A 23914-nucleotide genomic window follows, 5' to 3' on the forward strand; every position below is an offset into this window, starting at 1 on the left:
GCTTGCACGGATCCTCGCGCTGACCGCCGCGATCTGGCACAACGACAAAACCGGCCAGCCGATCAAGCGATCCCTGCTCGCCTACGACCACTGAAAGTGACCAGACCCCTTGGACTCAATCATCTAGTTGGCGGCTGCGCCTGGGTCACTGTCGTATCGCGGCCCCGGCCGATCGTCTTGCTGTAAAGGGACCGGTGCGGACTGCGCGAGAAGAGCGGGGTTGGCACCGGATAGACCAGGCGATCAAGCCGCGACGATGGGGCAGCTGATGAACCCAGTACTCAACACGATCGACATCGTGGTCTCCGACATGGAGGCCGCGATCGCCTTCTACGCCCGGCTCGGGCTGGACTTCAAGCTCGACCCGCACTCTCCTGAGCACGCTGGCTGCGATCTGCCCGGCGGGCTGCACGTCATGCTCGACACCGAGCAGTTCCGCACCCCGTTCCTGCCCGGGTGGAGCGCGCCGACCGGCGGCCCGCGCACCCTGTTGTGCTTCCAGTTCCCGGCCCCGGCCGGGGTCGACGCCAAGTACGCCGAGCTGGTGGACGCCGGATACCGGGGGCTGGCCGAGCCGTTCGACGCCTTCTGGGGAATGCGTTATGCCACCATCGCCGACCCGGACGGCAACGGCGTCGACCTGTACGCGACCCTTCAGGCCGACTGAGGGCCGGGTAGGTTCGCCGGAAGAACGACGGGAGGCACCGAGTGAAGTACGTGCTGATGTTCGTGGAGACCGAACAGTTCGCCCGGGGGCTGGAGGCGATGGGCGAACTGGAGCGGGAGGCCGCCTACGCGGCGGTGGGCCGCTGGTTCGCGGAGAACTCCGACAAGATCACCCACCATACGCATCTGGCTCCAGTACACACCGCGACCACGGTGCGGCTGGCGGGTGGCGGTGAGCCGGTCATCACCGACGGGCCGTTCATCGAGGGCAAGGAGGTGGTGAGCGGGTTCGCCGAGGTGAAGGTCGCCGACCTGGACGAGGCGCTTGCGCTGGCCCGATCCTGGCCGGCCTGCCCGATCGTGGAGATCCGCCCCGCCTCATGACCGAGCCGGGGCACCAGCCGTCCGGCGGGTATATGGACGGGCAGGCGGACAGGCAGGTGCTGGCCCGCGTGGTACGCGAACACGCGGGCCGCCTCGCCGCGAGCCTGGTCAGCCTGCTGGGCGACTTCTCCGCAGCCGAAGATCTGGTGCAGGACGCGATCGAGACCGCGCTGCGGCGCTGGCCGGTGGAGGGCATCCCGGACCGGCCGGATGCCTGGCTGCACACCGTGGCCCGGCGGCGCGGCCTGGACGTGCTGCGGCGCGAGTCCAGCTACCGGGCCAAACTGGAGCGGCTGCGCTGGCCGGAACCGTCGCGGCCGGACGACCGGCTGCGGCTGATCTTCATCTGCTGCCATCCCGCGCTGGCTCCGGCCGCGCGGATCGCCTTGACGTTGCGGGTGGTGTGCGGGTTGTCGACCGCGCAGATCGCCGCCGCGTTCCTGGTGCCGGAGCCCACGGTGGCCCAGCGCATCACCCGCGCTAAACGGAAGATCACCGAGGCCGGGATCCCCCACCGGGTCCCGGCCGCCGCCGAGCTGCCCGAGCGGCTGGAGGCCGTGCTGGCCGTCATCTACCTGCTGTTCAACGAGGGTTATCTGTCCAGCACGCCGGAGCGCGCACAGGCCCGCGACCTGGTCGCCGATGCCGAGTGGCTGGCCGCGCTGCTGGCCGGCCTGATGCCGGGCGAACCGGAGGTGATCGGCCTGCTGGCGTTGATCCGGCTGCATCGGGCTCGGGGCCAGGCCCGCTTCGACGCCAACGATCATTTGGTGCCGCTGGCCGACCAGGACCGCACCCGGTGGGATCGAGAGGCCATCGAGGCGGCCACCGCGCTACTGGTGCGCACCGCCCGCGCCCACCACCGGCCCGGCCCCTACCAGGTGCAGGCGGCGATCGCGGCCTGCCACGCCGAGGCCCCCGACTTCCAGGCCACCGACTGGGCGCAGATCCTGGTGCTGTACGACATGCTGCTGCACCTTTCGCCTTCGCCTGTCATCGGCCTGCACCGGGCGATCGCGCTGCGCTACGTCCAGGGCGCCGAGGCGGCCCTGACCGAATTGGCGGGGCTGGGCGGGCGGCTGGATCGCTATCCGCTCTTCCACGCCGCCCGCGCCGAACTGCTGCGCGTCCTGAACCGGCCCGCGCAGGCCAGGCAGGCGGATGAACGGGCGCTGGAGCTGACCAGCAATCCCGCTCAGCAGGCGCTGCTGGAAGAACGGATCAGCTGGAGCTGAGGCGCATCTGTTCTCCCCTCCTGTCGCGCTTCCTCCTGCAAACGATCAAGTCGAGTGGTTACAGGATGTCCACTTCGAGGGTGATGGGGACCTGGTTGGTGATGACGTCGTAGACCGCCGAGCGGGCGCGGGACTGTTCGATGATCTGGCGGAGGGTTTCGGCCGGGGCGTCGCCCGTGATGGCGAAGCGGACGGCGATGCCCTGGTATCCGTTGCGCACGTCCGGGTCGAGGCCGAGGATGCCGTTGAGGTCGATGTCGCCGGTGACGGTGGCGCGGACCTCGGTGAGCTGGACGCCGCGGGCGGCGGCGATGTTGGCCAGGCCGGCGGTCAGGCAGGCGGCCAGGGCGTGCAGCAGGAACTCCACCGGGGTGGGGCCGTGGTCGGCGCCGACGAGGACGGCGGGGTGGTCGGCGTCGAACTGGAAGGTGCGCTCGTGGGTGCGCTCCTCGCCGGCGCCGAAGAAGTCGTCGATGGTGCTGCGGCTGTGGGTCCCGCTGATCCATTCGTTGCTGGCCCGGAACTGGAACTTGGCGGCGGCCGGGGTGGCCTTGACCGCGTCGATGGTGGCGAAGAGGCCGGCGGTGTCGACGCCGTTGCGCGTCGGCCTGTCGATGCTCGTGGTCACAGTGGTTCTCCTTCATGAGTGGCTACGCGGGTGCGCAGCCGATGAGGCGCCTTGCGGCTGGGGTTCGGGTGGGTGGCGGCTGGGTGGGTGGAGGCCGGCGTGGGGCGGCCTGGAAGGCGGCGGGCGGCCAGGGCGGTCGCTTCGGTCTCGATGGCGCGGCCGATCCGCTTGTGCAGTTCGGTGAACGTCGGCACGGGCGGGTAGGCGGCCATGGCGCAGGTGAGCTCGAAGATCTCCCGCAGGGCGGTGTCGCGCTGACCGGCGTATCCGGCCAGCGCGGCGGTCTCGGCGAGTTCGCCGCGCAGGGCCTGGTCGAGGGCGGCGGCGAGCAGTTCCGCGTCGCGGTAGGCGTCGCTGATGCCGTGGCCGGCGATCGCGTCTCGGTGGTAGCCGGCGTCGCCGACCAGGGCCCAGCCGGGTCCGTGGGCGCGGCGCAGCTGGTTGGGGGTGCGCAGCATGCCGGTCACCAGTGAGGTCCGCCGGGCGTGCCGCAGCCGGGCGGCCAAGGTGGGGGCGGCCCGCCGCAACAGCGCCTCGTACGCCTCGGCGCGGGTGGCGGCGCCGCGCCGGGCGGCGTGCGCGTCGGCTGAGGGGGTGCACACCCAGATGCAGGCTTGCCCGTGGTGGGTCGGAAACACCCCGGCGAGGCTGCGATCCGCGGTGAAGAATTCGATCCCGCTCCAGGCCAGGCCGCCGTAGTAGGCGTACTGGGTGGCACCCGCGTCGCCGCGGTGCTCGATGATCTCGGCGCCGACCGAGCGCGCCACCGACGAGCGCAGGCCGTCCGCCCCGACGACGAAGCGGGCGCCGATGCCGATCGGGACGCCGGTGGCGTCGCACCCGTACACGCCGACGGCCCGGCCGGTGTCGTCGACGCGGACTCCGTCGACGTGCACGCCCAGCCGCAGCCGAGCCCCCGCCCGGGTGGCCGCTTCGGCGAGGATGGCGTCCAGCAGGTAGCGCCGCGGCGCGACCAGGCAGTCCACCCCGGCTTTCTGCTTGATGTCTCGCGTGGTGGTCTGGCCGTCGAGGGTGAAGCTGACCTGCCGGATGGCGGGTGCTCCGCTGGCCAGCACCGCCTCCAGCAGCCCCCACCGGTGCAGCTGCACCACGCCGCTGCGGTCGATCTGGTGGGTGGAGAGGGTGTCGCTGGGCAGTTGCGTCTGATCGACGATGACGACGTCGTGGCCCATCCGGGCCAGCAGCAGGCCGGTCGCCGCGCCGGCGGCTCGGGCCCCGACCACCACGACGTCGTGGTGGTGGCGCGGCGCGCTTGTCATGAGGTATCGCTCCATCTCAGTTCAGCTGGTGGTTCCCGGAGGTAGACAGCAGGGCGGTGGCGGTTCGCCCACGCCTTCTGCGGTGGCCGCGCCGGTACGCCGACGGATCAAACGGGGTCGGATTCTTCTTGATCGGCACGATCGGGAGCGGTGAACCAGGCTCGCCAGCGGCGGATCCGCCCCCGCTCCTCGACGTCGATGAAGTCCACGACGGAGTCTTCGCTCAGTCCGTACGCGCGAAAAGACCCGATCTCGGCTCGGGTGAGTGGCCAGGGCATCTGGCCGGGGGCCTCGTGCTCGTCACGCGCCCCCGCGATGACCAGCAGCCGGCCGCCGGGCGCGACCAGCTGGGCGGTGCGGGCGAAGGCCGCGCGCCGCGCCGCGCCGGTGAGGACCTGCAGCGTGAAGACCTCGACCACCAGATCAAACCCGCCCGTCCACATTTGTGGGGGTGACAGCAGGTCGGCGGTGAGGTACTCCACGGAGGAGCGCGGGAAGCGCCGCCGGGCCCCGGCGATGGCCGTCGGCGATACGTCGAAGGCCACCGTGGTGAAGTTCAGCGACGCGACGTGCTCGGCGTCGTCGCCCAGCCCGCAGCCGATCACGAGCGCGCGGCGTCCGCCGCCGGTGAAGCCAGCCAGTGCGGAGACCAGGCGTGGATTGGGTGCCAGACCCGCCCACGGCACGGTCGCCGTGCCCTGTTCGGCAGCCGCGTACAGCGTCTCGAACCAGCCCGTGGCGTCACCATCGGCGATGGAGTCGGCGGCGAGTCGCTGGGCGAGCGCGCGGCCGGCGTCTGCCGGTGGCGTCGTGTCGGCTGTCGCGTTCGGGTGCTCGATCATCTATTTCTCTTCCTCGATGGGACGGCCGGCCGTGACCGCGTTGCGCACCTCTGCGGGCGCGGTGGAGCGGAGGGCGGCGTCGGGAAGAAGGCCGAGCGCGTCGTTGACGGTCGAGAACGCCAGGCGCAGCGCGACGAACACCGTGATCGTGAAAATCTGCGAGTCGCTGAACCCCGCGTCGCGTAACGCCTGCACATCTGCCTCGCTGGTGGCATTGGGGTCGCGCGCCACCTTGCGAGCCCAGCCGGCCATGACCCGCTCACTGGTGCTCAGGCCGTCGTCGGCGCCCCGCAGCACTTCCGCGGCGGTCTGCGCGTCGCTCGCCGTGGCCAGCTTGGATCCCCACATCAGCGAGCAGTAGGAGTCGCCGAAAGCCGACGCGCACGCGGTGACGAGGATGAAGCGTTGACGAAGGCTGAGGTTGTCGGCGGAGTTCGCGCGTCGCAGCAGGTCGAACAGCCCGGTCGCCGTGGCGGGCTGGTAGGCCCACAGGCGTGTTACGTTCATCACGTAGCCGAGCTCGGCGATGTCCTCATCGAAGACACGCCGGCCCTCGGCGGTGGGTTCCGGAACGCTGAGGAAACCGATCTTGTGCATAGTCTCTCCTTCCGCCGGTGCGGCTTGGTTCCTCTAGCGTCGGTGCTGACCTGCGATGACTCATCCGTGCGATGTACGGCTCTTTGCACGGATGGCACCTCCGTATCGCAGCGTGCCCGGGTGGCCGCACAATGCCGCACAATGCCCCCATGACACGCTCCGAGGACGGTATGGCTGAGCAGCTGGCTCGCTTCGGCGTCACCGAACGGGAGGCCCAGGTGCTCTCGGCGGTCGCCGAGCGGCTACGCAACCGCGAGATCGCCGACCGGCTCCACGTCTCGGTGCGGACCGTGGAGAGCCACATCGCCGCCCTGCTGCGCAAACTCGGCGCCACCGACCGGGCGGCACTGGTCGACATGGGCCTGCGGCTCCGCCGGGCCGACCGCACCGGCCCGGCCCTTCCCACGCCCCTGACCAGCCTCGTCGGCCGGGAGAAGGAGATGAGCGAGCTGATGGCGTTGATCGACGCCCATCGCCTGGTGACGCTCATCGGCCCGGCCGGGGTCGGAAAGACCCGGCTCGCGCTGCGTCTCGCCGCCGTCCACACCGACCCGTTCCCGGACGGCGCCCGGCTCGCCGATCTGGCACCGGTCAAGCCGGAACTGGTCGAGGACACCTTCGCGCGGGCCTTCGGCGTGGTGTCGCAGCCGGGATGGTCGCTGCGCGACGTCCTGCGCGAGATGGCCGGCGGGATGCGCGGCCTGCTGGTGGTGGACAACTGCGAGCACGTGGTCGGCGAGGCCGCCGAGATCGTCGCCGACCTGCTCAACGCGGGTGGCCGGCTGCGGGTACTGGCGACGAGCCGCGAACCGCTCGGCGTACCCGGCGAAGTCAGCTACCAGGTGCAGACGCTGCCCGTACCTCCGCCGCGCGACGCCTCCCAGGCCGCCACCGCCGGAGACTACGACGCCGTACGCCTGTTCCTCGACCGCGCGGCGACCGCCTCACCCGGCTTCACCCTCACCGACGCCATCGCCCCCGCCGTCGCGGCGCTGACCCAGCGGCTCGACGGGCTACCTCTGGCGATCGAGCTGGCCGCTTCGCGAATGCGCAGCTTCGGGCCGGTCGAGCTGGTGGAGCACCTCGACCAGCGCTTCGAGCTGCTCTCCGCCGGCGCCCGGACCGCGCTGCCGCGGCAGCGCACGCTGCGCGGCGCGATCGACTGGAGCTACCAACTGCTCGACGACGACGAGCGGGCGCTGTTCGATCGGCTCGGCGTGTTCCCCGCCGACTTCGACTACCAGGCGGCCCGATCGGTGTGCGAGACGGGCCGTCCCGGCAGCAGCACCGTCATCACCCTGCTGCCGAGGCTGGTGGACAAGTCGCTGGTGTCCGCCACAGATCTCGGCAGCCGCCGCTACCGCCTGCTGGAGACGATCCGCGCCTACGCCGCCGAACGGCTGGCCGCCTCCGGCGCCGAGCCCGCCACCCGCCGACAGCACGCCGCCCACTACCTCGCCCTGGCTGAACGGGCCGCCGAGCAGTTGCGCACCCCGGACCAGCGGGCCTGGCTCGACCGGCTGACCGCCGAGCAGCCCAACCTGCGCGCTGCCCTGACCTACAGCGTCGCCAGCGGCGACATCGAATCGGCCTGGCGATCGATCGCCGCGTTGCAGCGGTTCTGGGACATCACGGGTCAGCGCCATGAGGCCCACGAATGGACCCGGCGAACGCTGGCCATCGGTGATCCGCCCGCCACCCCCGTGTCCGTCATGGGGCTCACCGCGGCCAGTGAGATCCTGCAACCCCTGGACGCCCAGGCCTCCTTCGACCTGGCCAGGCAGGCGGAGCGACTGTCGGACGGCCTCGATGACCTCACCCGCGCTGTGGCGATCCGCGCCGTCGGGATGAGCGCGACCTGGATCCAGTCGGAGCTGGTGCTGCCCGCGCTGAACCAAGCGCTGCCCCTGTTCGGCGACGAGCACCCCTGGGAACGTAGCGTTACCACGCTCTGCCTGGCCCGATCCTCCCATGAGCTGGACGAGGCGCTCCGCTGGGGACGGGAGAGCGTGGCGTCCTTCCGCCGGCTCGGCGATCACATGTACGCGGCCAACACGCTGTTCATCATGGCGCAGCGGGCGATGTACGCCGGCGTCGGCGACGACGAGGTGCACCGGTGGCTGGCCGAGAGCCGGGAACTGGCCGAGGCCTCCGGCAGCGAGGACGACCAGGTGCACGCGACGGTCGGCTTCGGCCTGCTGGCCTGGCTGCGCGGCGACCACGACCACGCCGCCCGGCTGATGGAGGGATGCCTGCCCATCCTGCGTCGGCGCGGCGACCAGCGCTGCACCGGCCGGGCGCTGCACATGATCGGCGAACGAGCCCACGAGCAGGGACAGCATGCCCGAGCCGAGGAGCTGCTGCGCGCGAGCATCGAGGTGATCGTGCTGGCCGGCCAGTCGGTCGTCCTGGTGGGCGCGCTCGAAACCCTGGCCGCAGTACTCACCGCCCGAAACCACCCACAGCAGGCAGCTGTGCTCCTCGGCACCGCCTATGCCGCGCGCGAGTCGGCCAGCGCGCACATGCGGCCCATCCAGCCACCCGACGAGGAGCTGCGCCGGTCCCTGGTGCAGGTTCTGGGTGCCGGGGCCTTCGCCACCGCCTATGGCGAGGGCGAATGCCTGTCCCCGGCGCAGGCGCTGCGGTTCACCTCGTCCGGCCAGCGCGATAGCTCCCGGCCAGCTCTTACCTGACACACTTTCCGGCTGCGCACGGCGATCGTGATCGGACCCCGTGCTATGACACTGGCCCAGTTCACTGGGCGGTGCCCGCGTCACACACGCAGAACTCGTTGCCTTCAGGGTCGACCATCAGGATCCAGCGATGGCCGTGCTCGCCAACGGCGCCGGGGCGGAGTCGCCGGGCACCGAGGGCTTCCAGGCGGTCGGCCTCCGCCTGGATGTCGAGCACCTCGATGTCCAGATGCATGCGGTTCTTGCCGCTCTTGCCCTCGGGCACCTTCTGCAGCAGGAGTTTGGGACCGCTGCGCCCCTCAGGCACAAGCAGCACGTAGGCGCCCACACCGCCGACCACGGTGTAGCGCAGCGCCGCCGCCCAGAAAGGCGCGAGCGCCTCGGGGTCGGCGGCGTCCAGGACCAGGCCGAAGCCGATCTCACTCATGGGTGCGCAATCTAGCGGGCCAGGATGCGTGCGGTGCGCAGGATGACCGGCTGCGACGCGCAGCCGAACCGGGTGACCTCCACCGCGAACCCCCGGTACGGAGCGGCTTTCCGTGCGGACCACGGATGTGCTGGCGCGAGGCACGGAGTTGACTGGCGGAGTACTAATCCGGCGAAAGGCGTGGTGATGAGCAATTCGGTGCAGACTATCGCGCGCCGAGCATCCGCCTGATGCGGGTCTGGGGCCTTCGGCCGGATCAAAAGACGAACCAAGGAGAAATCACATGGGTCCTGAACTGCACTACCAGTTGATCATCAGCCGTGTGGCGGAGCTTCATGAGGAGGCCAGAAGCCACCGCCGGGCGAGCGAGGCCCAGCCGTCCAGGAAGGCGTACCAGCGGGGAGCGAGCCGTCGCCGCCGCGCCGGGCTCGGCATGTTCCGTACCTCATGACCGCGACATGCATGCCCGGCCGGAATCTGCCCCCCGGCCGGGCACCCGAACTCCCGCCGTAACTAGGAAACGGAGATGGGCTCGTGCGTGCTCGCGATGAGCACGTCGATTCTCGGCGGCTGGCCCTTGGCCAGCGCCATGGCCGCTACCGCGGACCCGTCGTGGAGCGAGTCCCTTGCCTGCCCGCTCTCCCACGCTCCCTCCTCATCTCAGCAGAACGGGATGGAAGCACCTACCTAGTCATGAGATTCATCGGATAGCTGAGAAGGGGAACGGCAATGCCACGTCAACTCGACACCGTTGAGCTCGTACGCCAGGTCAAGGCCCTCTACACCCAGGTAGCCGAACGGCCCGACGCCGACTACCACTTCCCGATCGGCCGTGCGCTGGCCGAGCAGCTCGGCTATCCCACCGACCTGCTCGACCGCATTCCCGCCGAGGCGCTCGCATCCTTCGCCGGAGTCGGCTACGCCCTCGGCCTGGCCTCCCTGCGGCCCGGGGAGCGGGTCCTAGACCTTGGCAGCGGCTCGGGCACCGACTCCTTCGCCGCCGCCGCGCTGGTCGGCCCGCAGGGCCACGTCGCCGGAATCGACATGACCCCGGCCCAACTCGCCAAGGCCGAACGTCTGCGCGACGGGGCCACCCACATCCAGTTCACGCCCGGACGACTGGAAGAGCTCCCATTCCCCAACGGATCGTTCGACGTCGTCATCTCCAACGGCGTCATCAACCTGTGCCCGGACAAGCGCATGGTGTTCCGCGAGGCCGCCCGGGTCCTGGTGCCGGGAGGACGGCTGGCCATCGCCGACATCGTCGCCGACACCGCGCTGCCGCAGACCGTCACCTGCAACGCCGACCTATGGTCCGCCTGCATCGGCGGCGCCGCCCCCCAAGCCGACTACCGCACGGCCATCGACAACTCCGGACTCAAGATCACGACACTGCACGACGTCCCGCGCTACCAATTCCTCACCGAGCAGGCTCAAAACGCCAGCAGCGCCTATGGAGTACGGAGTATCACTCTCGCCGCCGCCCGCCCCTGACACCCCCAAGCCGCCAAGAAGACAGACCGACCACCGGGATGGAGAAGGCCGAGCAGATCACCGTCGCCTTCCTGGTTGCCGTCGGCGCCGTGGAAACGGGCCGGTGCCCGGCCCAGCCCGCACCCTGCCATGGCCCTAGCCCCGAGTTGCGCGAGACGGCACGAGGTCGCACGTGATGAGTGAACACGCTGATAGGGGGCACGAGCGAGGTCCTAGGCGTGGGTCGTCCCGCCAGGTCAGCGGGCGGGTCACGCTCCGGCCTCCACGGGCAGGTCCGCCAGCCGCCATTCGAGCATGCCGTCCTGCAGGCGTAGCGCGTCGCGGCCGTGCGCGGTCAGGGTGCGGACGGCGTCGTGGGCGAACACGCAGTAAGCCCCTCGGCAGTAGGCGACCACAGTGCCGTCCTCGGGCAGCTCGGCCAGACGATCCAGCAGCTCCTCGACCGGGATGGACCACGCGCCGGGGATGTGGCCCGCCTCGTACTCCTCGCGCGGGCGGACGTCGATCAGGGTGATGTCACCGGCCTGGATGCGGCCGAGCAGCTCGGCCCTGGTCAGATGTTCCGTGTCCTCGGGGCCCAGATAGGCGGCGCGGGCCCGGTCCACCTCGGCCAGGTGGGCGGCGGCGACCTGGCGGACCAACGCCCACAACCCCGCCACGTCCTGGCCGGCCAGCCGGTAGAAGACCTTGGTGCCTTCCTTGCGAGTGGCGACCAGGCCGGACTGCTTGAGCACCTGCAGGTGGTTGGAGGCGCTGGTAAGCCCGAGCCCGGCGGTGGCAGCCAGCACCTCCACCGACCGTTCCCCCTGCCCCAGCAGCTCAACCAGCTCCAGCCGTTTGGCGTTACCCAACGCCTTGCCGATCTGAGCGAACGCCTCGAACAGCGCGGTCTTGTCACTCATTGACATTCCTCCATAAATCCATGGACTATTGTATAAGATGGTCCCTAAGGAGGCAATCATGGTCATCCCCGTACCGGACGAAGGGCTCGGCAACACCTCGTACCTGGTCGATCTGGGCGACGGGCGAGCACTGGCGGTCGACGCGTCACGGGACCTCCGCGCGCTGAAGGCCCAGGCGGTACGGCGCGGCCTGACGGTTGCCTTCGCCGCCGACACCCATCTGCACGCCGACTTCCTGTCCGGAGCGATCCAGCTGGCCGCCGAAGACGGCGCCCGCATTCTGGCTTCGGCCGCCGGAGCGCGGGCTTTCGACCATGAGGGCCTGCGCGAGGGTGATGAGGTGGACCTGGGCGGGCTGATGCTGCGCGCGTGGGCCACTCCTGGGCACACCGGCGAGCATCTGTCCTTCCTGCTGGTCGACGGGGACACGATCGAGGGCGTTTTCACCGGCGGTTCGCTGATTGCCGGCGGTGCCGCCCGTACCGACCTGCTCGGCTCCGAGCAGGTCGAGACTCTCAGCCGTGCCCAGTACCGATCGCTGCGCCGCCTGGCCGAGCTGCCCGGGCGGACGGCGGTGTGGCCCACCCACGGCGCGGGCTCGTTCTGCTCGGCCGAGCCCGGCACCGGGCGAGTGTCCACGATCGCGGCGGAGAAGGCCGGCAACCCGTTGCTCCAGGTGGCCAATGAGGACGCCTTCGTCGCGCAACTGCTGTCCGCGCTGGGCAGCTTTCCGCCGTATTTCCTGCGGCTGGGCGAGATCAACCGTCGTGGCCCCTCGATCGTGGACCAGGCCGCTGCGTTTGTGGTGCCCGCGTTGAGCGCGGCCGAGGTCCGCGGCCGGGTGGCCGATGGCGCGGTCGTGGTGGACGTGCGCCCGATCGGCGACTTCTCCGCCGCTCACGTGCCCGGGGTGATCTCGATCCCGCTGAGAGAGCAGTTCGCCTCCTGGCTGGGATGGCTGCTGGATGCGGACACGCCGTACATCATCGTCCGCAACCCGGATCAGGACGCCGAGGAGATCCGCTGGCAATCCCTCAAGATCGGGTACCAGAACCTGCTCGGCGAACTGACCGGACCATGGGACGGGCCCACCTCCACCATCCCGCTGGTCGGCCCCGGCCAGGTCGGCGACACGGCGGTGCTGGACGTCCGCCAAGACAGTGAGTACGCCGCGGGCCACCTTCCTGGTGCGTGCCATATCGAACTCGGCGAGCTGGGCATGCACGCCGACCGGGTGGGCGGCGAGCCGACGGTGGTGATGTGCGGGCACGGCGAGCGCGCGATGACCGCCGCCAGCCTGCTGCGGCGGGCCGGGCACCGCCACGTCCGGGTGCTGGACGGCGGGCCGGGCGAGTGGCGCACCGCCACCGGCGGCCACCTGCGGGAAGGGGCGTGAACGCGCTCCCGGTGCCGTTGCGGCTGGGCCTGCGCGCCAACCTCGCCCAGTTCGGCCTGCTGGTCGCGGTCAACGCGCTGGTCGGCGGCATGCTCGGCCAGGAACGCGTCGTGCTGCCGCTGCTCGCCGACACCGTGTTCGGCCTGTCGGCCTACACCTCGGCGCTGACCTACATCCTGGCCTTCGGCGCCACCAAGGCCGTCACCAACTTCTTCGCCGGCGCCCTGTCCGACGCCTTCGGCCGCAAGCCGGTGCTGGTCGCGGGCTGGCTGATCGCGCTGCCCATTCCGGCGATGCTGGCCTTCGGGCCGACCTGGGCGTGGATCGTGGCCGCCAACGTGCTGCTGGGCGTCTCCCAGGGGCTGACCTGGTCGACCACCATCATCATGAAGATCGACCTGGCCGGGCCCGAGCGGCGCGGACTGGCCATGGGCTTCAACGAGGCCGCCGGATACCTCGCCGTCGCGGCGACCGCCGTGGCTTCGGGCCAGCTGGCCGCCTCCTTCGGGCTGCGCCCGGCTCCGTTCCTGCTCGGCGCCGCCTACGCCGCGCTCGGCCTGGGCCTGTCCACGCTGATCGTGCGCGAAACCCGCGAGCACGCCCGGCTGGAGGCCACTACCCACACCGCCCACGCTGCCTCCAGTGACGCCGCGTCCGGCCCGTCGACCGCGCAGGTCGCCTGGCGTACCAGCGTCGGCGACCGTTCCCTGTCGGCGGCCAGCCAGGCCGGCATGGTCAACAACCTCAACGACGCCCTCGCGTGGGGCCTGTTCCCGATCCTGTTCGCCGCAGCCGGGCTGAGCGTCGCCCAGATCGGCGTGCTCGGCGCGCTGTATCCGGCCGTGTGGGGGTTCGGGCAGATGTTCACCGGCTGGTGGTCCGACCACGTCGGCCGCAAGCACCTGATCACCGCCGGGATGCTGCTGCAGGCCGCCGCCATCGCGGCGGTCGCGGCCGGGCACGGTTTCGCGCTCTGGGCGCTGGCGCAGGTACTGCTCGGCATCGGCACCGCCCTGGTGTACCCGACGCTGCTGGCGGTCATCGGGGACGTCGCCCACCCGGCCTGGCGGGCCCGCGCGGTCGGTGTCTACCGGCTGTGGCGCGACGGCGGCTTCGCGGTCGGCGCGCTGCTGGCCGGCCTTCTCGCCGACCTGTACGGCCTGAGCGCCGCCATCTGGACCGTCGCCGCGCTGACCGCCGCCTCCGGAGCACTGGTCGCGCTTCGCATGCGCGAAACCCATCCCCGGAGGACGCCATGACCCATCCCGCACTCGCCGGCGGGCCCATCTACCTGGACTACAACGCCACCACGCCCGTCGATCCCGCCGTGCTGCAGGCGGCGCTGCCTTACCTGAGCACGCATTTCGGCAATCCCTCCAGCGGCCATCACTACGCTCACGCGCCGCGGCAAGCCCTGGACCAAGCCCGGGGCCGGGTGGCCGCGCTACTCGGCGCCGCACAGGAGGAGATCGTGTTCACCGGGGGCGGGTCGGAGGCCGACACCCTCGCCGTGCGCGGTGCCGCGCTCGCCGCCTCGGATGCGGGCAGGCGGCAGATCATCACCCTGGCCACGGAACATCCCGCCGTGCTGGAGTCCTGCCACAGCTTGTGCCGAGACGGCTTCACCGTTCGCCTGCTGCCCGTGGACCACCATGGCCGCGTTCAGGCCGCTGCCCTTCAGGTCGCGCTCGGCGAGCAGACCGCGTTGGTGTCGATCGCGTACGGCAACGGCGAGACCGGCACGGTGCAGCCGATCCGCGAGTTGGCCGCCCTTGCCCACGCCGCCGGGGCACTGTTCCACACCGACGCCGCCCAGGTCGCCGGCAGGCTACCCGTCGATGTGCCCGCGCTGGGGGTCGATCTGCTGACCATGGTCGGGCACAAGATGTATGCCCCCAAGGGGGTCGGCGCCCTGTACGACCTGCCGTTAAGGAGGCTGTCACCAAGTACACGCGAGCGTATTGAGGCTGGTCAGTGAGGTCTTCATCGGCTTCTGGCGGATCTTTCGCGAAATGGGAGACGTGCCCGGTCGCGTACGGTCAATATTGATCCGGTCTCGGGGGTTGGTCCTGCGGCGGCCCGGTGGCCGTCAGCCCGCGAGAAAGCCGGATGCGACGTGGCGCGTGTCGTCGACGAAGACGAGTTGGTCGGGAACTGGACGCTCCTCGATGAGGAGATGGAGCTGCTGGCGGGGCGGCGAGGGCCGACGAAGTTGGCCTTCGCGCTGATGCTGAAGTTCCATCAGCTCCATGGCCGGTTCCCCCGTGGCCGGACTGACTTGCCCGATGACGCAGTCGACTACGTTGCCCGGGCGGTGAAGGTGCCCGCCCTGGATCTGGCGTTCTACGAGTGGGATGGGCGTACCAGCAAGGACCACCGCGCTGACATCCGTAAGTTCACCCGGTTCCGCGAGTGCGGGGTGGACGATGCTGAGAAGGCAGCCGAGTGGCTGGTCGGCAATGTCTGTAAGGCCGAGCGGCGCCCTGATCGGGTCCGTGTGGCGCTGCTGAACCATTTGAAGGAAGAGCAGATCGAGCCGCCGTCCAAGCTGCGGCTGCTGCGGATCGTCGGCTCGGGGCTTGATCAGGCCGAGAAGACCCTGACGTTGCGGATCGCCTCGCGGATCCCGGCGGAGGTGATCGAGCGAATGCTCACGTTGATCGCCCGGCGCAGGGACCAGAGCGACGACGATGACGCCAGCGACCCCGATGAGGCCGAGTCTGGCCAGCCGGAGGCGGGCCACGACCAAGACGAAGACCAGGGCGAAGCGAAGCACGAGGAGGCAGGCCCCGAGGGCGCGGACGTGTTCGCGGCGATCCGGGAGGAGCCCGGCAACGTCAGCGTCAAGACGATGGAGCGGGAGGTGTTCAAGCTCGGTGCGATCAGGGCGGTGGGCCTGCCCGGGGATGTGTTCGACGACGTCGCGCCAGGTGTGCTGGCGGCCTGGCGGGCGAGGGTCGCGGCCGAGGCACCCAGTCATCTGCGGGCGCATCCGGACGAGATCAAGGTGACGTTGCTGGCGGCCTACCTGCACTGCCGCCAGCGGGAGATCACCGACGCCCTGGTTGACCTGCTGATCACCACGGTGCAGCGGATCAACGCCCGCGCCGACACCAAGGTGACCGAGGGGTTTGTCGCCGAACTCAAGCGGGTCTCGGGCAAGGAGAACATCCTGTTCAAGATGACCCAGGCCGCACTGGAAGCTCCGGACGAGGTGGTCAGCGAGGCGATCTACCCGGTGGTGCCCGGCGGGGTGGACACCCTGGTCGCGCTGTGGTACGAGTACCAGGCCAAGGGCAGTACCTACCGCCAGCACCGGCAGCGGGTGTTCAAGGCGTCCTACACCAGCCACTACCGGACCGGCCTCATCCAGATCCTGGAGGCGCTGGAGTTCGGGTCGACCAACACCGTGCACGCCCCGATGATGACCGCCCTGGCCCTGATCAAGCGGTACAAGAGTGAGCGCACCAACCACACCAAGTATTACGCCACCGGCGAGAGCGTCCCCGTGGAGCAGATCATCCCCGCGGAGTTGGCCGAGCTGATGTATCGCACCGACAAGGCGGGCCGCCGGCGGATCCTGCGCAGTGTGTACGAGTGCGGGGTGTTCCAGACACTGCGCGACAAGCTGCGCTGCAAGGAGATCTGGGTGCACGGGGCTCTCAAATGGCGCAACCCCGACGACGACCTGCCCAAGGACTACGAGGAGCGCCGCGTCGAGAACTACGCCAAGCTCCGCAAGCCACTGGACGCCAGGCGATTCACTGGCGAGCTGATCGAGGAGATGGACGCCGAACTGTCGGCGTTACACGACGCGCTGCCTGATCTGCCGTGGCTGCGGATCGTCGAGCGCAAGAAGGGCGGCGCGATCCTGCTCACCCCGCTGGAGCCGCTCCCCGAACCCCGCAACCTGCGCAAGCTTAAGGCCGCGGTCCGCCAGCGGTGGGGCGTGGTGCCGTTGCTGGACATGTTCACCGAGACGGCACTGCGGACCGGCTGCCTGGACGGCCTGATCCCGGCCGGGACCCGCATCGGCATGGATCCGCGCGAGTTCCTCGAGCGGATGCTGCTGGTGATCTACGCCTACGGCACCGGCGCGGGGATCCGCTCGGTCGCCTCCGGCGAGCATCCCTATTCGGAGGAGGACCTGCGCTACTCCCGCCGCCGCTTCCTGTCGGTGGCCGGGGCGCGGCAGGTTGCCAAGGTGATCGCCAACGCCACCTTCGCCGCCCGCCAGAGCTGGCTGTGGGGTGAAGGGACGACTGCGGTGGCCTCCGACTCCACGCACTTTTCCGCCTTCGATCAAAACATCTTCACCGAGTACCACTCGCGGTACAAAAGGGCCAAGCGCGGCGTCTTGATTTACTGGACGGTCGAGACGGGCGGCTCCATGGCCATCTACAGCCAGCATCTGACCTGCTCGGCCTCCGAGGTGCACGCCATGGTCGAGGGCGCGATGCGGCACGAGACGAGCATGACCGTGGAGACCAACTATGTCGATTCCCACGGCGCTTCGATCATCGGGTTCGGCGTGACCAGATTGCTGAACTTCGACCTGGTCGCCCGGTTCAAGCAGATCAACATCATGAAGCTGTACCTGCCAGGCAAGGGTGACCGCTTCGCCTACCCGATGCTCGGGCCGGCGCTGACCCGGCCGATCAGGCCCGAGCTCATCGAGAACAACTACGACCTGATGATCAAGTATGCGACGGCGATCCGGCAGGGCACCGCCTCCACCGAGGCTCTGCTGCGTCGCTTCACCGGCGAGACCACCCACCCGGCCTACTCGGCGATGTATGAGGTCGGCTGCGCCCAGCGCACCATTTTCCTGTCTCGCTGGCTGCGAGATCGCGATCTTCAGCACGAGACCGAGTCCGGGCTGAACGTGGTGGAGAATTACAACGGAGTCAATGACTACATCAGGTTCGGCAAGCGGGGCGAGCTGGCCTCCAACCGGCGCGAGGAGCAGGAGCTTGGCATGCTCTGCTTGATGATCTTACAAAGCTGCCTCGCCTACATCAACACGCTGATGATCCAAGACACCGTGGCCGAACCCGCGTGGGCCGACGTGCTGACCGACGTCGACCGGCGTGGCCTCACCCCGCTCTTTCACACCAATATGACGCCGTACGGGACGGTACAACTGCGGCCCGATCGGCGCCTGGACTTGACCGGGTTTCCCGTCGTCGAGAGCTGAGGTGGCAGGGGAAGTGGAGCTTCGTCGACTTGAGGATCATGAGACTGCGGCGCGGCCACGTCGTTTGAAGGTCATGCCGTGGTGGATGGTGCTCATCGGTGTGGTCGCCATTGTCGGCGCCACCTGGGCGTCCACTGCTTGGCTGCTGGCCGAGGCGGACCAGACCACAATCGACAAGCGAGCGGGCTTGCGGATCGACGCGATCCGCACCGGTCTCACCGTCGCGGCTGGCACTGGTGGCGCGTTCGCGCTGCTGCTCGCCGTGCGCCGCCAGTGGCTTAACGAACGCGCCCAAGCGCACCGCGAAGAGGTCGATCACCAGTCCCAGATCCACGACGACCGGGTCGCCACCGCTACCGAACACGATGCCGCTGAACGCCGCATCACCGACCTCTATGTCAAGGCCGTCGACCAACTGGGCAACGATAAGGCGGCTGTCCGGCTGGGTGGCCTGTATGCGCTGGAGCGCCTGGGTCAAAACAGCCCTGGTCACCGCCAGACCGTTGTGGACGTCATCTGTGCGTATCTTCGGATGCCCTTCACGCCGCCAGCCGAGTCACCAGAACACGACGACCTGGAGCACAGCAGGAGCGAGGAACTCCAGGTCCGCCTTACCGCGCAGCGTGTTCTCGCTGCGCACCTGCGCGATGAGATCTACAAAGGTCAACGGGACGAGGGGGCTGTTCCGGAGACGTTCTGGCCGGGCATCGACATCGATCTTACCGGGGCCTGCCTGGTCGACTTCTTCCTGGGCGACTGTCGCGTCGGCGTCGTGACGTGCCACGATGCGAGGTTCGTAGGCGAAACGATATGCCGCGGGCTGATCTGTGACCTTGCCTTCTTCCAAGGGGCCACCTTCGGCGGCCATACCGACTTTCGTGGTGCCTCCTTCACCTACAATGCCCGGTTCTCGTACGCGAGGTTCGCCACAGACGTCCGGTTCAACGCCGACGAGTTCTTCCCCGGTGCCCATTTCCGCCGCCACGTTTCCTTCCAGAACGTCGCCTTCGCCAAGGGCGCGCGGTTCGATGGGGCGACCTTCTCCGGGAGCGCGGACTTTGACGAGGCCACCTACGAGGGCGGCGCCAAGGCCATCCACCTGGAGGGCGCGCACATCCAAGATCTCAACGCAGTAAGTCCCGAGGTCACCAAGAAGCCCAGCACCTGGCCTCCCGGATGGATCGTCAAGCAGGAACCAGACGGCACTGGAACGCTCACCTGGAAACAGTCCACAACCAAACAAGCCACGAGACGGAAACCGACCTGATTAATGTGACAGGGAAGTGACGATTCCCTGTCACATAGAGAGTTCTTGAGGCGTTCCCACCAGGGGCGCACGTGCGCGCCTCTAGGGTCGAAGGCGACACGTTCTCTGTCACATGGAGCGGAGCACCTCGTGGCCAAGACCCGCAACGACGCCCACCTGTGGGCATGCATGATCTCTCCGCTCAAGGCGGCGGGCGTCGAGGACGCCGAAACCCTCGCCCGTGTCCTGGTCGCCGTCGTGCGGCGCGAGCAGACCCCCGGCGGCGTGCGCTTCGGGCCCGGCGACGACATCCCCTACGACGTCACCGCCGTTTCCGATCTGGACGGCGACATCTGGCAGCGCCAGTCGTCCGACCCCGCCGGCACCCAGCGTGATCACTGGAGGATGCGCGACCACGACCCCGGCGAGCACGAAGGTGCCGCCGCCGGGGTGTACCTCACCCCGCACCTGCTCACCGCCTACGGCCCGGTCACCGCCGTCCAGCCCAAAACCCGGTGATCGCGGCCGCGGCCGCCCCGCTGGCCGACACCACCCTGGGCCAAGCCGCCGATGCATTCCTTCATCGTCGTGACCTGGACGCCGACACCTTGCGCTCCTACGGCCAGACGCTGGCCCGGCTGCGGGCCGCGCTCGGCGACGGCGTCCTGCTGAGCGATCTGACGGCCGAACACACCGCCGCAGTGTTCGCCGAGGCATGGGCGCAGGCGGCGCCTCGCACCTGGAACCGGCACCGCGCGGCCTTGCGTTCCTTCACCGCCTGGACAGCCCCTCGGTGGGGCGCACCTGACTTGACCGCCCTGATCGAGCGGCGCAAGGAGGACTCGGACGCCACCAAGGTCATCGACCGGCACCTGATCGAAGCCCTGTGGCAGCGTCGCGACCTGCCACTACGCGACAAGGCTCTCTTTCGGCTGCTGTATGAGAGCGCGGCCCGTTCGGTGGAGGTGCTCGGCTTGGACGTCAGCGACATCGTGCCCGAGGCCAAACGCGGCCGCGTACGGCGTAAGGGCGGCGCCACTGACTGGATCTTGTGGCAGTCCGGCACCGCCCGCCTGCTGCCCCGCCTGCTCTCCGGCCGCACCAGCGGTCCGCTCTTCCTCACCGACCGGCGCCCCGGCCCGGCCCGCACTCCGGCCGCCGTCGACTTGTGCCCGGTCACTGGACGCGCCCGCCTGTCCTATGAGCGCGCTGAGTACCTGTTCAAGCAGGCCACCACACCCATCGACCCGACCGGGCACGGCTACACCCTGCACCAGCTGCGCCATTCCCGGCTGACCCACCTGGGCGAGGATGGCTGGTCCTCTTCCATGCTCATGGCCCTGTCCGGCCACCGGAACCTGCGCACTCTCGGCATCTACGTCCAGCCCAGCACCGAAGCCGTCGCCGCCGCGCTCGCCGAGCACGACCCCGGTCGTCGCCGACGCTGATTCCGAGTGCGTTACACCAGCTCAGCCTCATTGATCATCGGCGTTTGGGCTGGTGACACGTTCGCCTGGGTGGACGACGAGATCACTGAGGCCGACCGTTTCTGGGTGGAGCACGACCACTCCGGCCGGGCCCTGCTGCACCGCGTCGATCCCGCGCGCGGGCTTACTGAGGCCGACTTCGCCGTACTCGCGGACTGGGCGCGGTGAGGCGCGCGTCGTACGGCGGCTGAAGATTGGAATAATGGCGGCATCGGGGATCGACCGTTCCTTTTCGGATGGGGGTCCTGTGCCGGCGGATTCCGTCAGTTCGCTGCTGTCGTACGGGCTCGCGGCGGTCGCGTTGGTCGTGGTGGTCTGGCTTGTCGAGAAGTTCACCGGCGGCATGATCGAGGAACTCGGCAAACACGCGGTGGACCGCCTGCTGGCCGGCAGGAGACGGGGCCTGTTCTCGCGTGCCAGGCTGAAGATGTACGCGGCCTCCATCAGGGACAGGTACGGCGCCCACACGCTGGGGTTCCGCCGCGACGATGCCCCGATCGCCGTCGAAGACGTCTATGTCCCCGTTCGCTATCAGTCCGACGGCGGCCGACTCGACCTGCAGGAGCATCTACGCGAGACCAACCGGGCCGTGCTGGTCGGCGAGCCGGGGGCGGGGAAGTCGATACTGCTCAAGCACCTAATGCTGCAGTGGGCACGAAGGCCGCGCAGGGACCGGCCCATCCCGGTGCTCGTCGAGCTGTACAGGTACGGCACCGGCGGCGCGACGCTGAAGGACCTTATCGCGAGGGCCCTGAGCCACGGCAAGTGGCAGTCCACCGTCAAGGACCTCGACGTCGCCCTCGGCAAAGGCCGCCTGCGGTTGTACTTCGACGGCCTCGACGAGGTGCTGCGCGACCGCCACGCGGCTGCGCTGGCCGACCTGAGGGACCTCGCCGGGCAGTACGGTGGTTGCCCCATCGTCGTCACCTGCCGCGACGAAGTCTACAACGGAGAACTGGCCGCAGAACTCGGCCAGCCCGTCAAGGTCGCGGATTTCGACGACGCCGCGCTGCGCCTGCTGCTGCGCCACCTGCTGAAGGACGACGAGCGGATGGCGACGCTGGTCGCCGCCCTCCAGGCCAACCCGCAGGTCCTGGGCCTCGCGCGAAGCCCGATGCTGCTCACGATGATCGCCTTCCTGCACCTGGAGAAGGTCTTCGGCGAGCGGGCCGAGCACATGCCACGCTCCCGCTCGGAGTTCTACGAGAAGGCGATCGACTACCTGCTCCGGCGCGACGACGCACGCGGCCGCGGCGACGTCACCCGCCACACCCCCGCGCTCAAACTGGCGATCCTGTGCAAGGCCGCGCTGACGCTCATGAGCAGGGAGGAACGTGACCGCAAAGCGATCGTCCGCCGTGACCTGCTGGCCGTCATCAGGACGGAGGCCGACGACTTCCACCTCGACCGCGCCGACGCCGACGGCGTCATCCGCGAGATCGTCGAGCGCAGCAGGTTGCTGATCGCCCTCCCCGGCGCCGAGGAACCCCATGTCTTCGCCCACTTGACGCTGCAGGAGTACCTGGCAGCTCTGGAACAGGGCACGGACTGGACGCGCCTGCTCGCGCGCTACCGACGCCATCCCGAGACGTGGCGCGAGGTCGTGCGCCTGTGGTGCGGGCTCGGCGCCGCCGACGCGACCCCGCTGCTTCGCTCGATCTACGCCGAGGAGGGCGAGGACGGGAAGGTGCTGGTCGTGCACTGCCTGGCCGAGGCGGCGCAGGTCGCCGACGCATTCGCCGACGACGTCGTCGGCCGTTTCCTCGGCCAGCTGACGTCCGGCGCCGCGCTGACGGATTCGACGGTCCGCGCGCTCGGCGTGCTCGCTGGCGCCGGCGGCCCGCGAGGCGAGGCCGTGTTCGAGGAGCTGGTGCGCGTCGTGGAGCTGATGCCGGAGGACCGGACCGTCATCGGGGCCCGCCACCAGGCGATGCGCACGCTCGCGGCTACCGGGCACCCCAGGGCCGCCCAGCTGCTGGCGAGGTTCGCCAGGTTCGACGACTTCGCCCGCGCGCAGTTGCGCGGGATGGGCCAGCTGGCCCTGCCCACCTTGCGCGGGCCCGCCGAGCGCGGCCAGCGGTGGGCCATCGACGAGATCGGCCAGATCGGCACGCCGGCCGCCGCTGAGGCGCTCGTCGCCCTGCTCGGCCGCGAGGCCGTGGCGGTGTACGCCGCGTGGTGGCTGGCGGCGTTGCTCGACAGCGCCGACGTGTGGGCCGTACTGGAAAAGGACAGGCGCGAGGACGTGGTGCCGGGCGAACGGCTGGACTGGGTCGCCGGCCCGTACCGCAGGGAATGGCCGGCGCGCCTGGCCTCGGTGGTCGGCCGGGTCGCCTGGCTCGTTGACGGGGGCGCTCAAGACACCGCTCCGGAGGTGCCGTCGATAGCTCCGCTGATCGCTCTGCCGCTGTACGCCGCCGGGATGGAACGCCGCAGCGGCCGGGGCGGGTGGTGGCGGAGGCTGGGCGCCCGCGCGCGCGAGGGGATGCGTGCCCTCGGAGACCGCCTCCCGCCCTCGCTGGACGACCTGTACGAACTGCTCGGCCCGCCCGCTTTCGACAGGCTGTACGGAAAACTCGAAGACGTGGGGTTGTGGGGGATCCTGCCGACCGACTACGTCCCCGACGCAAGCGAGGAGAGGACCCTCAACAGGATCGTCGACGCCGGCGCGGACGGGCGACTGCTCGCGGCCCTCGACCGGGACGTCAGGCTCGAACTCGTGACGAGTTTCGTGGTCAGGCCAGGCACCCGGCAGGACTGGGAGGAACTGGCGGAGGGCACGCCGGAGCCGCGAGCGCTGCGCTGGATCCGCAACATCGTATGGGGCGCGCTGGCCTGCTGGGTCGTCATCGTCGGCTTACTCGGGGTATGGCGTCAGGGGTCGTGGGTCGTCGGAGCGGCGGTGGCGCTCACGGGGTTCTGCGCGGTGTTCATCTTTCTGGACAAGATCGGCTCGGGGTTCGAGGGCTTCACGGTGCTGCGCAGGACGATCGTCCCTCAGCTGCTGATCGCCGGTCCTGTCGCCGTGGCCGGTCTGACGGTGTACGCCGCGACCGCCACCGTCGCCGCATACGGAGCCTGGATGGGGTGGACCGTGGTCGCGGCGGCGGCCGCGGCGGCCGTCCTTCTCGGCAGGGCGGTGTCGGCTGGCACCCGGCGGTCCCGTAACCCGTTCCAGGCCGTCTTGGCGCGGTCGGCTCCTCATCTGCTGCCGGCCCGGGAGGAGTCATAGAATCCTGGGGGTGTTACGTGTCGCGGTGGCCGGTTTGCTGGTGTTGGCGGGGGGTCGCCAGGTCCTCGGCGTTGGCACCCCCGGAAGAGATCGTCCGAAAGGCCCTGTATCCGGTGGTGGGCAAGCGGACGCTGGAAGACATCATCGCCGAGGCCAAAGCGAACGAGAAGGAGTTCAACACCCGGGTCCGGGTGAAGCTGCGCGGCTC

Annotated in this window: 21 protein-coding genes; 15 read left to right on the forward strand and 6 right to left on the reverse strand. The window is 69.6% G+C overall.

Annotated elements, in window-relative coordinates; all coding sequences use genetic code 11:
* The first annotated feature begins 268 nt into the window (after nt 1–268).
* Genes ABGB08_RS39385 through ABGB08_RS39395 form a run of 3 tightly spaced genes read left to right on the forward strand, consistent with a single transcriptional unit; the run spans nt 269 to nt 2285 of the window.
* Nucleotides 269–667, forward strand: a complete 399-nt coding sequence (locus tag ABGB08_RS39385; RefSeq protein WP_347601415.1) for a VOC family protein — start codon at nt 269–271, stop codon at nt 665–667.
* Nucleotides 668–708: 41 nt separating this feature from the next.
* Nucleotides 709–1050, forward strand: a complete 342-nt coding sequence (locus ABGB08_RS39390; protein WP_347601417.1) for a YciI family protein — start codon at nt 709–711, stop codon at nt 1048–1050.
* Nucleotides 1047–2285: a DUF6596 domain-containing protein gene (locus tag ABGB08_RS39395; protein ID WP_347601419.1), complete on the forward strand. Its 1239-nt coding sequence runs from the start codon at nt 1047–1049 to the stop codon at nt 2283–2285. Before ABGB08_RS39390 ends, ABGB08_RS39395 begins: the two co-directional genes overlap by 4 nt.
* A gap of 58 nt (nt 2286–2343) precedes the next feature.
* Here the strand turns inward: ABGB08_RS39395 and ABGB08_RS39400 are convergent, their stop codons facing one another.
* The 4 genes from ABGB08_RS39400 to ABGB08_RS39415 all read right to left on the reverse strand — a co-directional run bounded on the left by ABGB08_RS39400 (nt 2344) and on the right by ABGB08_RS39415 (nt 5632).
* Nucleotides 2344–2913, reverse strand: a complete 570-nt coding sequence (locus tag ABGB08_RS39400; protein WP_347601421.1) for an OsmC family protein — start codon at nt 2911–2913, stop codon at nt 2344–2346.
* The gene (locus ABGB08_RS39405) at nt 2910–4193 is read right to left on the reverse strand and encodes an FAD-dependent monooxygenase (RefSeq protein ID WP_347601423.1); all 1284 of its coding nucleotides are present in this window, start codon (nt 4191–4193) and stop codon (nt 2910–2912) included. The genes ABGB08_RS39400 and ABGB08_RS39405 overlap by 4 nt, the downstream gene beginning before the upstream one ends.
* Nucleotides 4194–4300: 107 nt before the next feature.
* Entirely contained in the window at nt 4301–5035 is a 735-nt protein-coding gene (locus ABGB08_RS39410; RefSeq protein ID WP_347601425.1) for a class I SAM-dependent methyltransferase, read from the reverse strand.
* Entirely contained in the window at nt 5036–5632 is a 597-nt protein-coding gene (locus tag ABGB08_RS39415) for a hypothetical protein (RefSeq protein WP_347601427.1), read from the reverse strand.
* A 149-nt stretch (nt 5633–5781) separates the two neighbouring features.
* Between ABGB08_RS39415 and ABGB08_RS39420 the strand changes: the two genes are divergently transcribed.
* Complete coding sequence (locus ABGB08_RS39420; protein WP_347601429.1) at nt 5782–8325, forward strand: LuxR C-terminal-related transcriptional regulator; 2544 nt, start codon at nt 5782–5784, stop codon at nt 8323–8325.
* Nucleotides 8326–8386: 61 nt separating this feature from the next.
* Here ABGB08_RS39420 and ABGB08_RS39425 read toward each other — a convergent pair whose 3' ends face one another.
* The gene (locus ABGB08_RS39425) at nt 8387–8752 is read right to left on the reverse strand and encodes a VOC family protein (RefSeq protein WP_347601431.1); all 366 of its coding nucleotides are present in this window, start codon (nt 8750–8752) and stop codon (nt 8387–8389) included.
* Nucleotides 8753–9035: 283 nt separating this feature from the next.
* Between ABGB08_RS39425 and ABGB08_RS39430 the strand changes: the two genes are divergently transcribed.
* Together ABGB08_RS39430 and ABGB08_RS39435 are read left to right on the forward strand one after the other, a co-directional pair.
* Nucleotides 9036–9203 carry a hypothetical protein gene (locus ABGB08_RS39430; protein WP_347601433.1) on the forward strand — a complete coding sequence of 56 codons (168 nt, stop codon included), beginning with the start codon at nt 9036–9038 and terminating at the stop codon, nt 9201–9203.
* Nucleotides 9204–9481: 278 nt separating this feature from the next.
* Nucleotides 9482–10246, forward strand: coding sequence for a methyltransferase domain-containing protein (locus tag ABGB08_RS39435; protein WP_347601435.1), 765 nt, complete (start codon nt 9482–9484; stop codon nt 10244–10246).
* A 248-nt stretch (nt 10247–10494) separates the two neighbouring features.
* On the opposite strand, the gene ABGB08_RS39440 is transcribed toward ABGB08_RS39435, so the two are convergent.
* Nucleotides 10495–11148 carry a metalloregulator ArsR/SmtB family transcription factor gene (locus tag ABGB08_RS39440; protein ID WP_347601437.1) on the reverse strand — a complete coding sequence of 218 codons (654 nt, stop codon included), beginning with the start codon at nt 11146–11148 and terminating at the stop codon, nt 10495–10497.
* A 58-nt stretch (nt 11149–11206) separates the two neighbouring features.
* Here ABGB08_RS39440 and ABGB08_RS39445 point away from each other — a divergent pair, with 58 nt between their 5' ends.
* The 9 genes from ABGB08_RS39445 (at nt 11207) to ABGB08_RS39485 (ending at nt 23706) form a co-directional block, all read left to right on the forward strand.
* A complete protein-coding gene (locus ABGB08_RS39445) occupies nt 11207–12544 on the forward strand; it encodes an MBL fold metallo-hydrolase (RefSeq protein ID WP_347601439.1) in 1338 nt (445 codons plus the stop codon).
* Nucleotides 12541–13803 carry an MFS transporter gene (locus ABGB08_RS39450; protein WP_347601441.1) on the forward strand — a complete coding sequence of 421 codons (1263 nt, stop codon included), beginning with the start codon at nt 12541–12543 and terminating at the stop codon, nt 13801–13803. Before ABGB08_RS39445 ends, ABGB08_RS39450 begins: the two co-directional genes overlap by 4 nt.
* The gene (locus ABGB08_RS39455; RefSeq protein ID WP_347601443.1) at nt 13800–14522 is read left to right on the forward strand and encodes an aminotransferase class V-fold PLP-dependent enzyme; all 723 of its coding nucleotides are present in this window, start codon (nt 13800–13802) and stop codon (nt 14520–14522) included. The genes ABGB08_RS39450 and ABGB08_RS39455 overlap by 4 nt, the downstream gene beginning before the upstream one ends.
* 138 nt (nt 14523–14660) lie before the next feature.
* Nucleotides 14661–17741 carry a Tn3 family transposase gene (locus ABGB08_RS39460; RefSeq protein WP_347601445.1) on the forward strand — a complete coding sequence of 1027 codons (3081 nt, stop codon included), beginning with the start codon at nt 14661–14663 and terminating at the stop codon, nt 17739–17741.
* Nucleotides 17742–17826: 85 nt separating this feature from the next.
* Entirely contained in the window at nt 17827–19008 is a 1182-nt protein-coding gene (locus ABGB08_RS39465) for a pentapeptide repeat-containing protein (protein WP_347601447.1), read from the forward strand.
* Nucleotides 19009–19137: 129 nt separating this feature from the next.
* A complete protein-coding gene (locus ABGB08_RS39470) occupies nt 19138–19506 on the forward strand; it encodes a hypothetical protein (RefSeq protein WP_347601449.1) in 369 nt (122 codons plus the stop codon).
* Nucleotides 19503–20435, forward strand: coding sequence for a site-specific integrase (locus ABGB08_RS39475; protein WP_347601451.1), 933 nt, complete (start codon nt 19503–19505; stop codon nt 20433–20435). Before ABGB08_RS39470 ends, ABGB08_RS39475 begins: the two co-directional genes overlap by 4 nt.
* 69 nt (nt 20436–20504) lie before the next feature.
* Nucleotides 20505–20642 carry a hypothetical protein gene (locus tag ABGB08_RS39480; RefSeq protein ID WP_347601453.1) on the forward strand — a complete coding sequence of 46 codons (138 nt, stop codon included), beginning with the start codon at nt 20505–20507 and terminating at the stop codon, nt 20640–20642.
* A gap of 79 nt (nt 20643–20721) precedes the next feature.
* A complete protein-coding gene (locus ABGB08_RS39485) occupies nt 20722–23706 on the forward strand; it encodes an NACHT domain-containing protein (protein ID WP_347601455.1) in 2985 nt (994 codons plus the stop codon).
* Nucleotides 23707–23914 lie beyond the last annotated feature (208 nt).

The organism is Acrocarpospora sp. B8E8, from assembly GCF_039871605.1.
Taxonomy (GTDB): domain Bacteria; phylum Actinomycetota; class Actinomycetes; order Streptosporangiales; family Streptosporangiaceae; genus Acrocarpospora; species Acrocarpospora macrocephala.

Coding starts and splice junctions, on each gene's coding strand:
- ABGB08_RS39395 (WP_347601419.1), top strand. CDS start 1,047: ATGACCGAGCCGGGGCACCAGCCGTCCGGCGGGTATATGGACGGGCAG.
- ABGB08_RS39440 (WP_347601437.1), bottom strand. CDS start 11,148: ATGAGTGACAAGACCGCGCTGTTCGAGGCGTTCGCTCAGATCGGCAAG.
- ABGB08_RS39465 (WP_347601447.1), top strand. CDS start 17,827: ATGGTGCTCATCGGTGTGGTCGCCATTGTCGGCGCCACCTGGGCGTCC.
- ABGB08_RS39385 (WP_347601415.1), top strand. CDS start 269: ATGAACCCAGTACTCAACACGATCGACATCGTGGTCTCCGACATGGAG.
- ABGB08_RS39445 (WP_347601439.1), top strand. CDS start 11,207: ATGGTCATCCCCGTACCGGACGAAGGGCTCGGCAACACCTCGTACCTG.
- ABGB08_RS39420 (WP_347601429.1), top strand. CDS start 5,782: ATGACACGCTCCGAGGACGGTATGGCTGAGCAGCTGGCTCGCTTCGGC.
- ABGB08_RS39410 (WP_347601425.1), bottom strand. CDS start 5,035: ATGATCGAGCACCCGAACGCGACAGCCGACACGACGCCACCGGCAGAC.
- ABGB08_RS39455 (WP_347601443.1), top strand. CDS start 13,800: ATGACCCATCCCGCACTCGCCGGCGGGCCCATCTACCTGGACTACAAC.
- ABGB08_RS39430 (WP_347601433.1), top strand. CDS start 9,036: ATGGGTCCTGAACTGCACTACCAGTTGATCATCAGCCGTGTGGCGGAG.
- ABGB08_RS39415 (WP_347601427.1), bottom strand. CDS start 5,632: ATGCACAAGATCGGTTTCCTCAGCGTTCCGGAACCCACCGCCGAGGGC.
- ABGB08_RS39425 (WP_347601431.1), bottom strand. CDS start 8,752: ATGAGTGAGATCGGCTTCGGCCTGGTCCTGGACGCCGCCGACCCCGAG.
- ABGB08_RS39405 (WP_347601423.1), bottom strand. CDS start 4,193: ATGACAAGCGCGCCGCGCCACCACCACGACGTCGTGGTGGTCGGGGCC.
- ABGB08_RS39435 (WP_347601435.1), top strand. CDS start 9,482: ATGCCACGTCAACTCGACACCGTTGAGCTCGTACGCCAGGTCAAGGCC.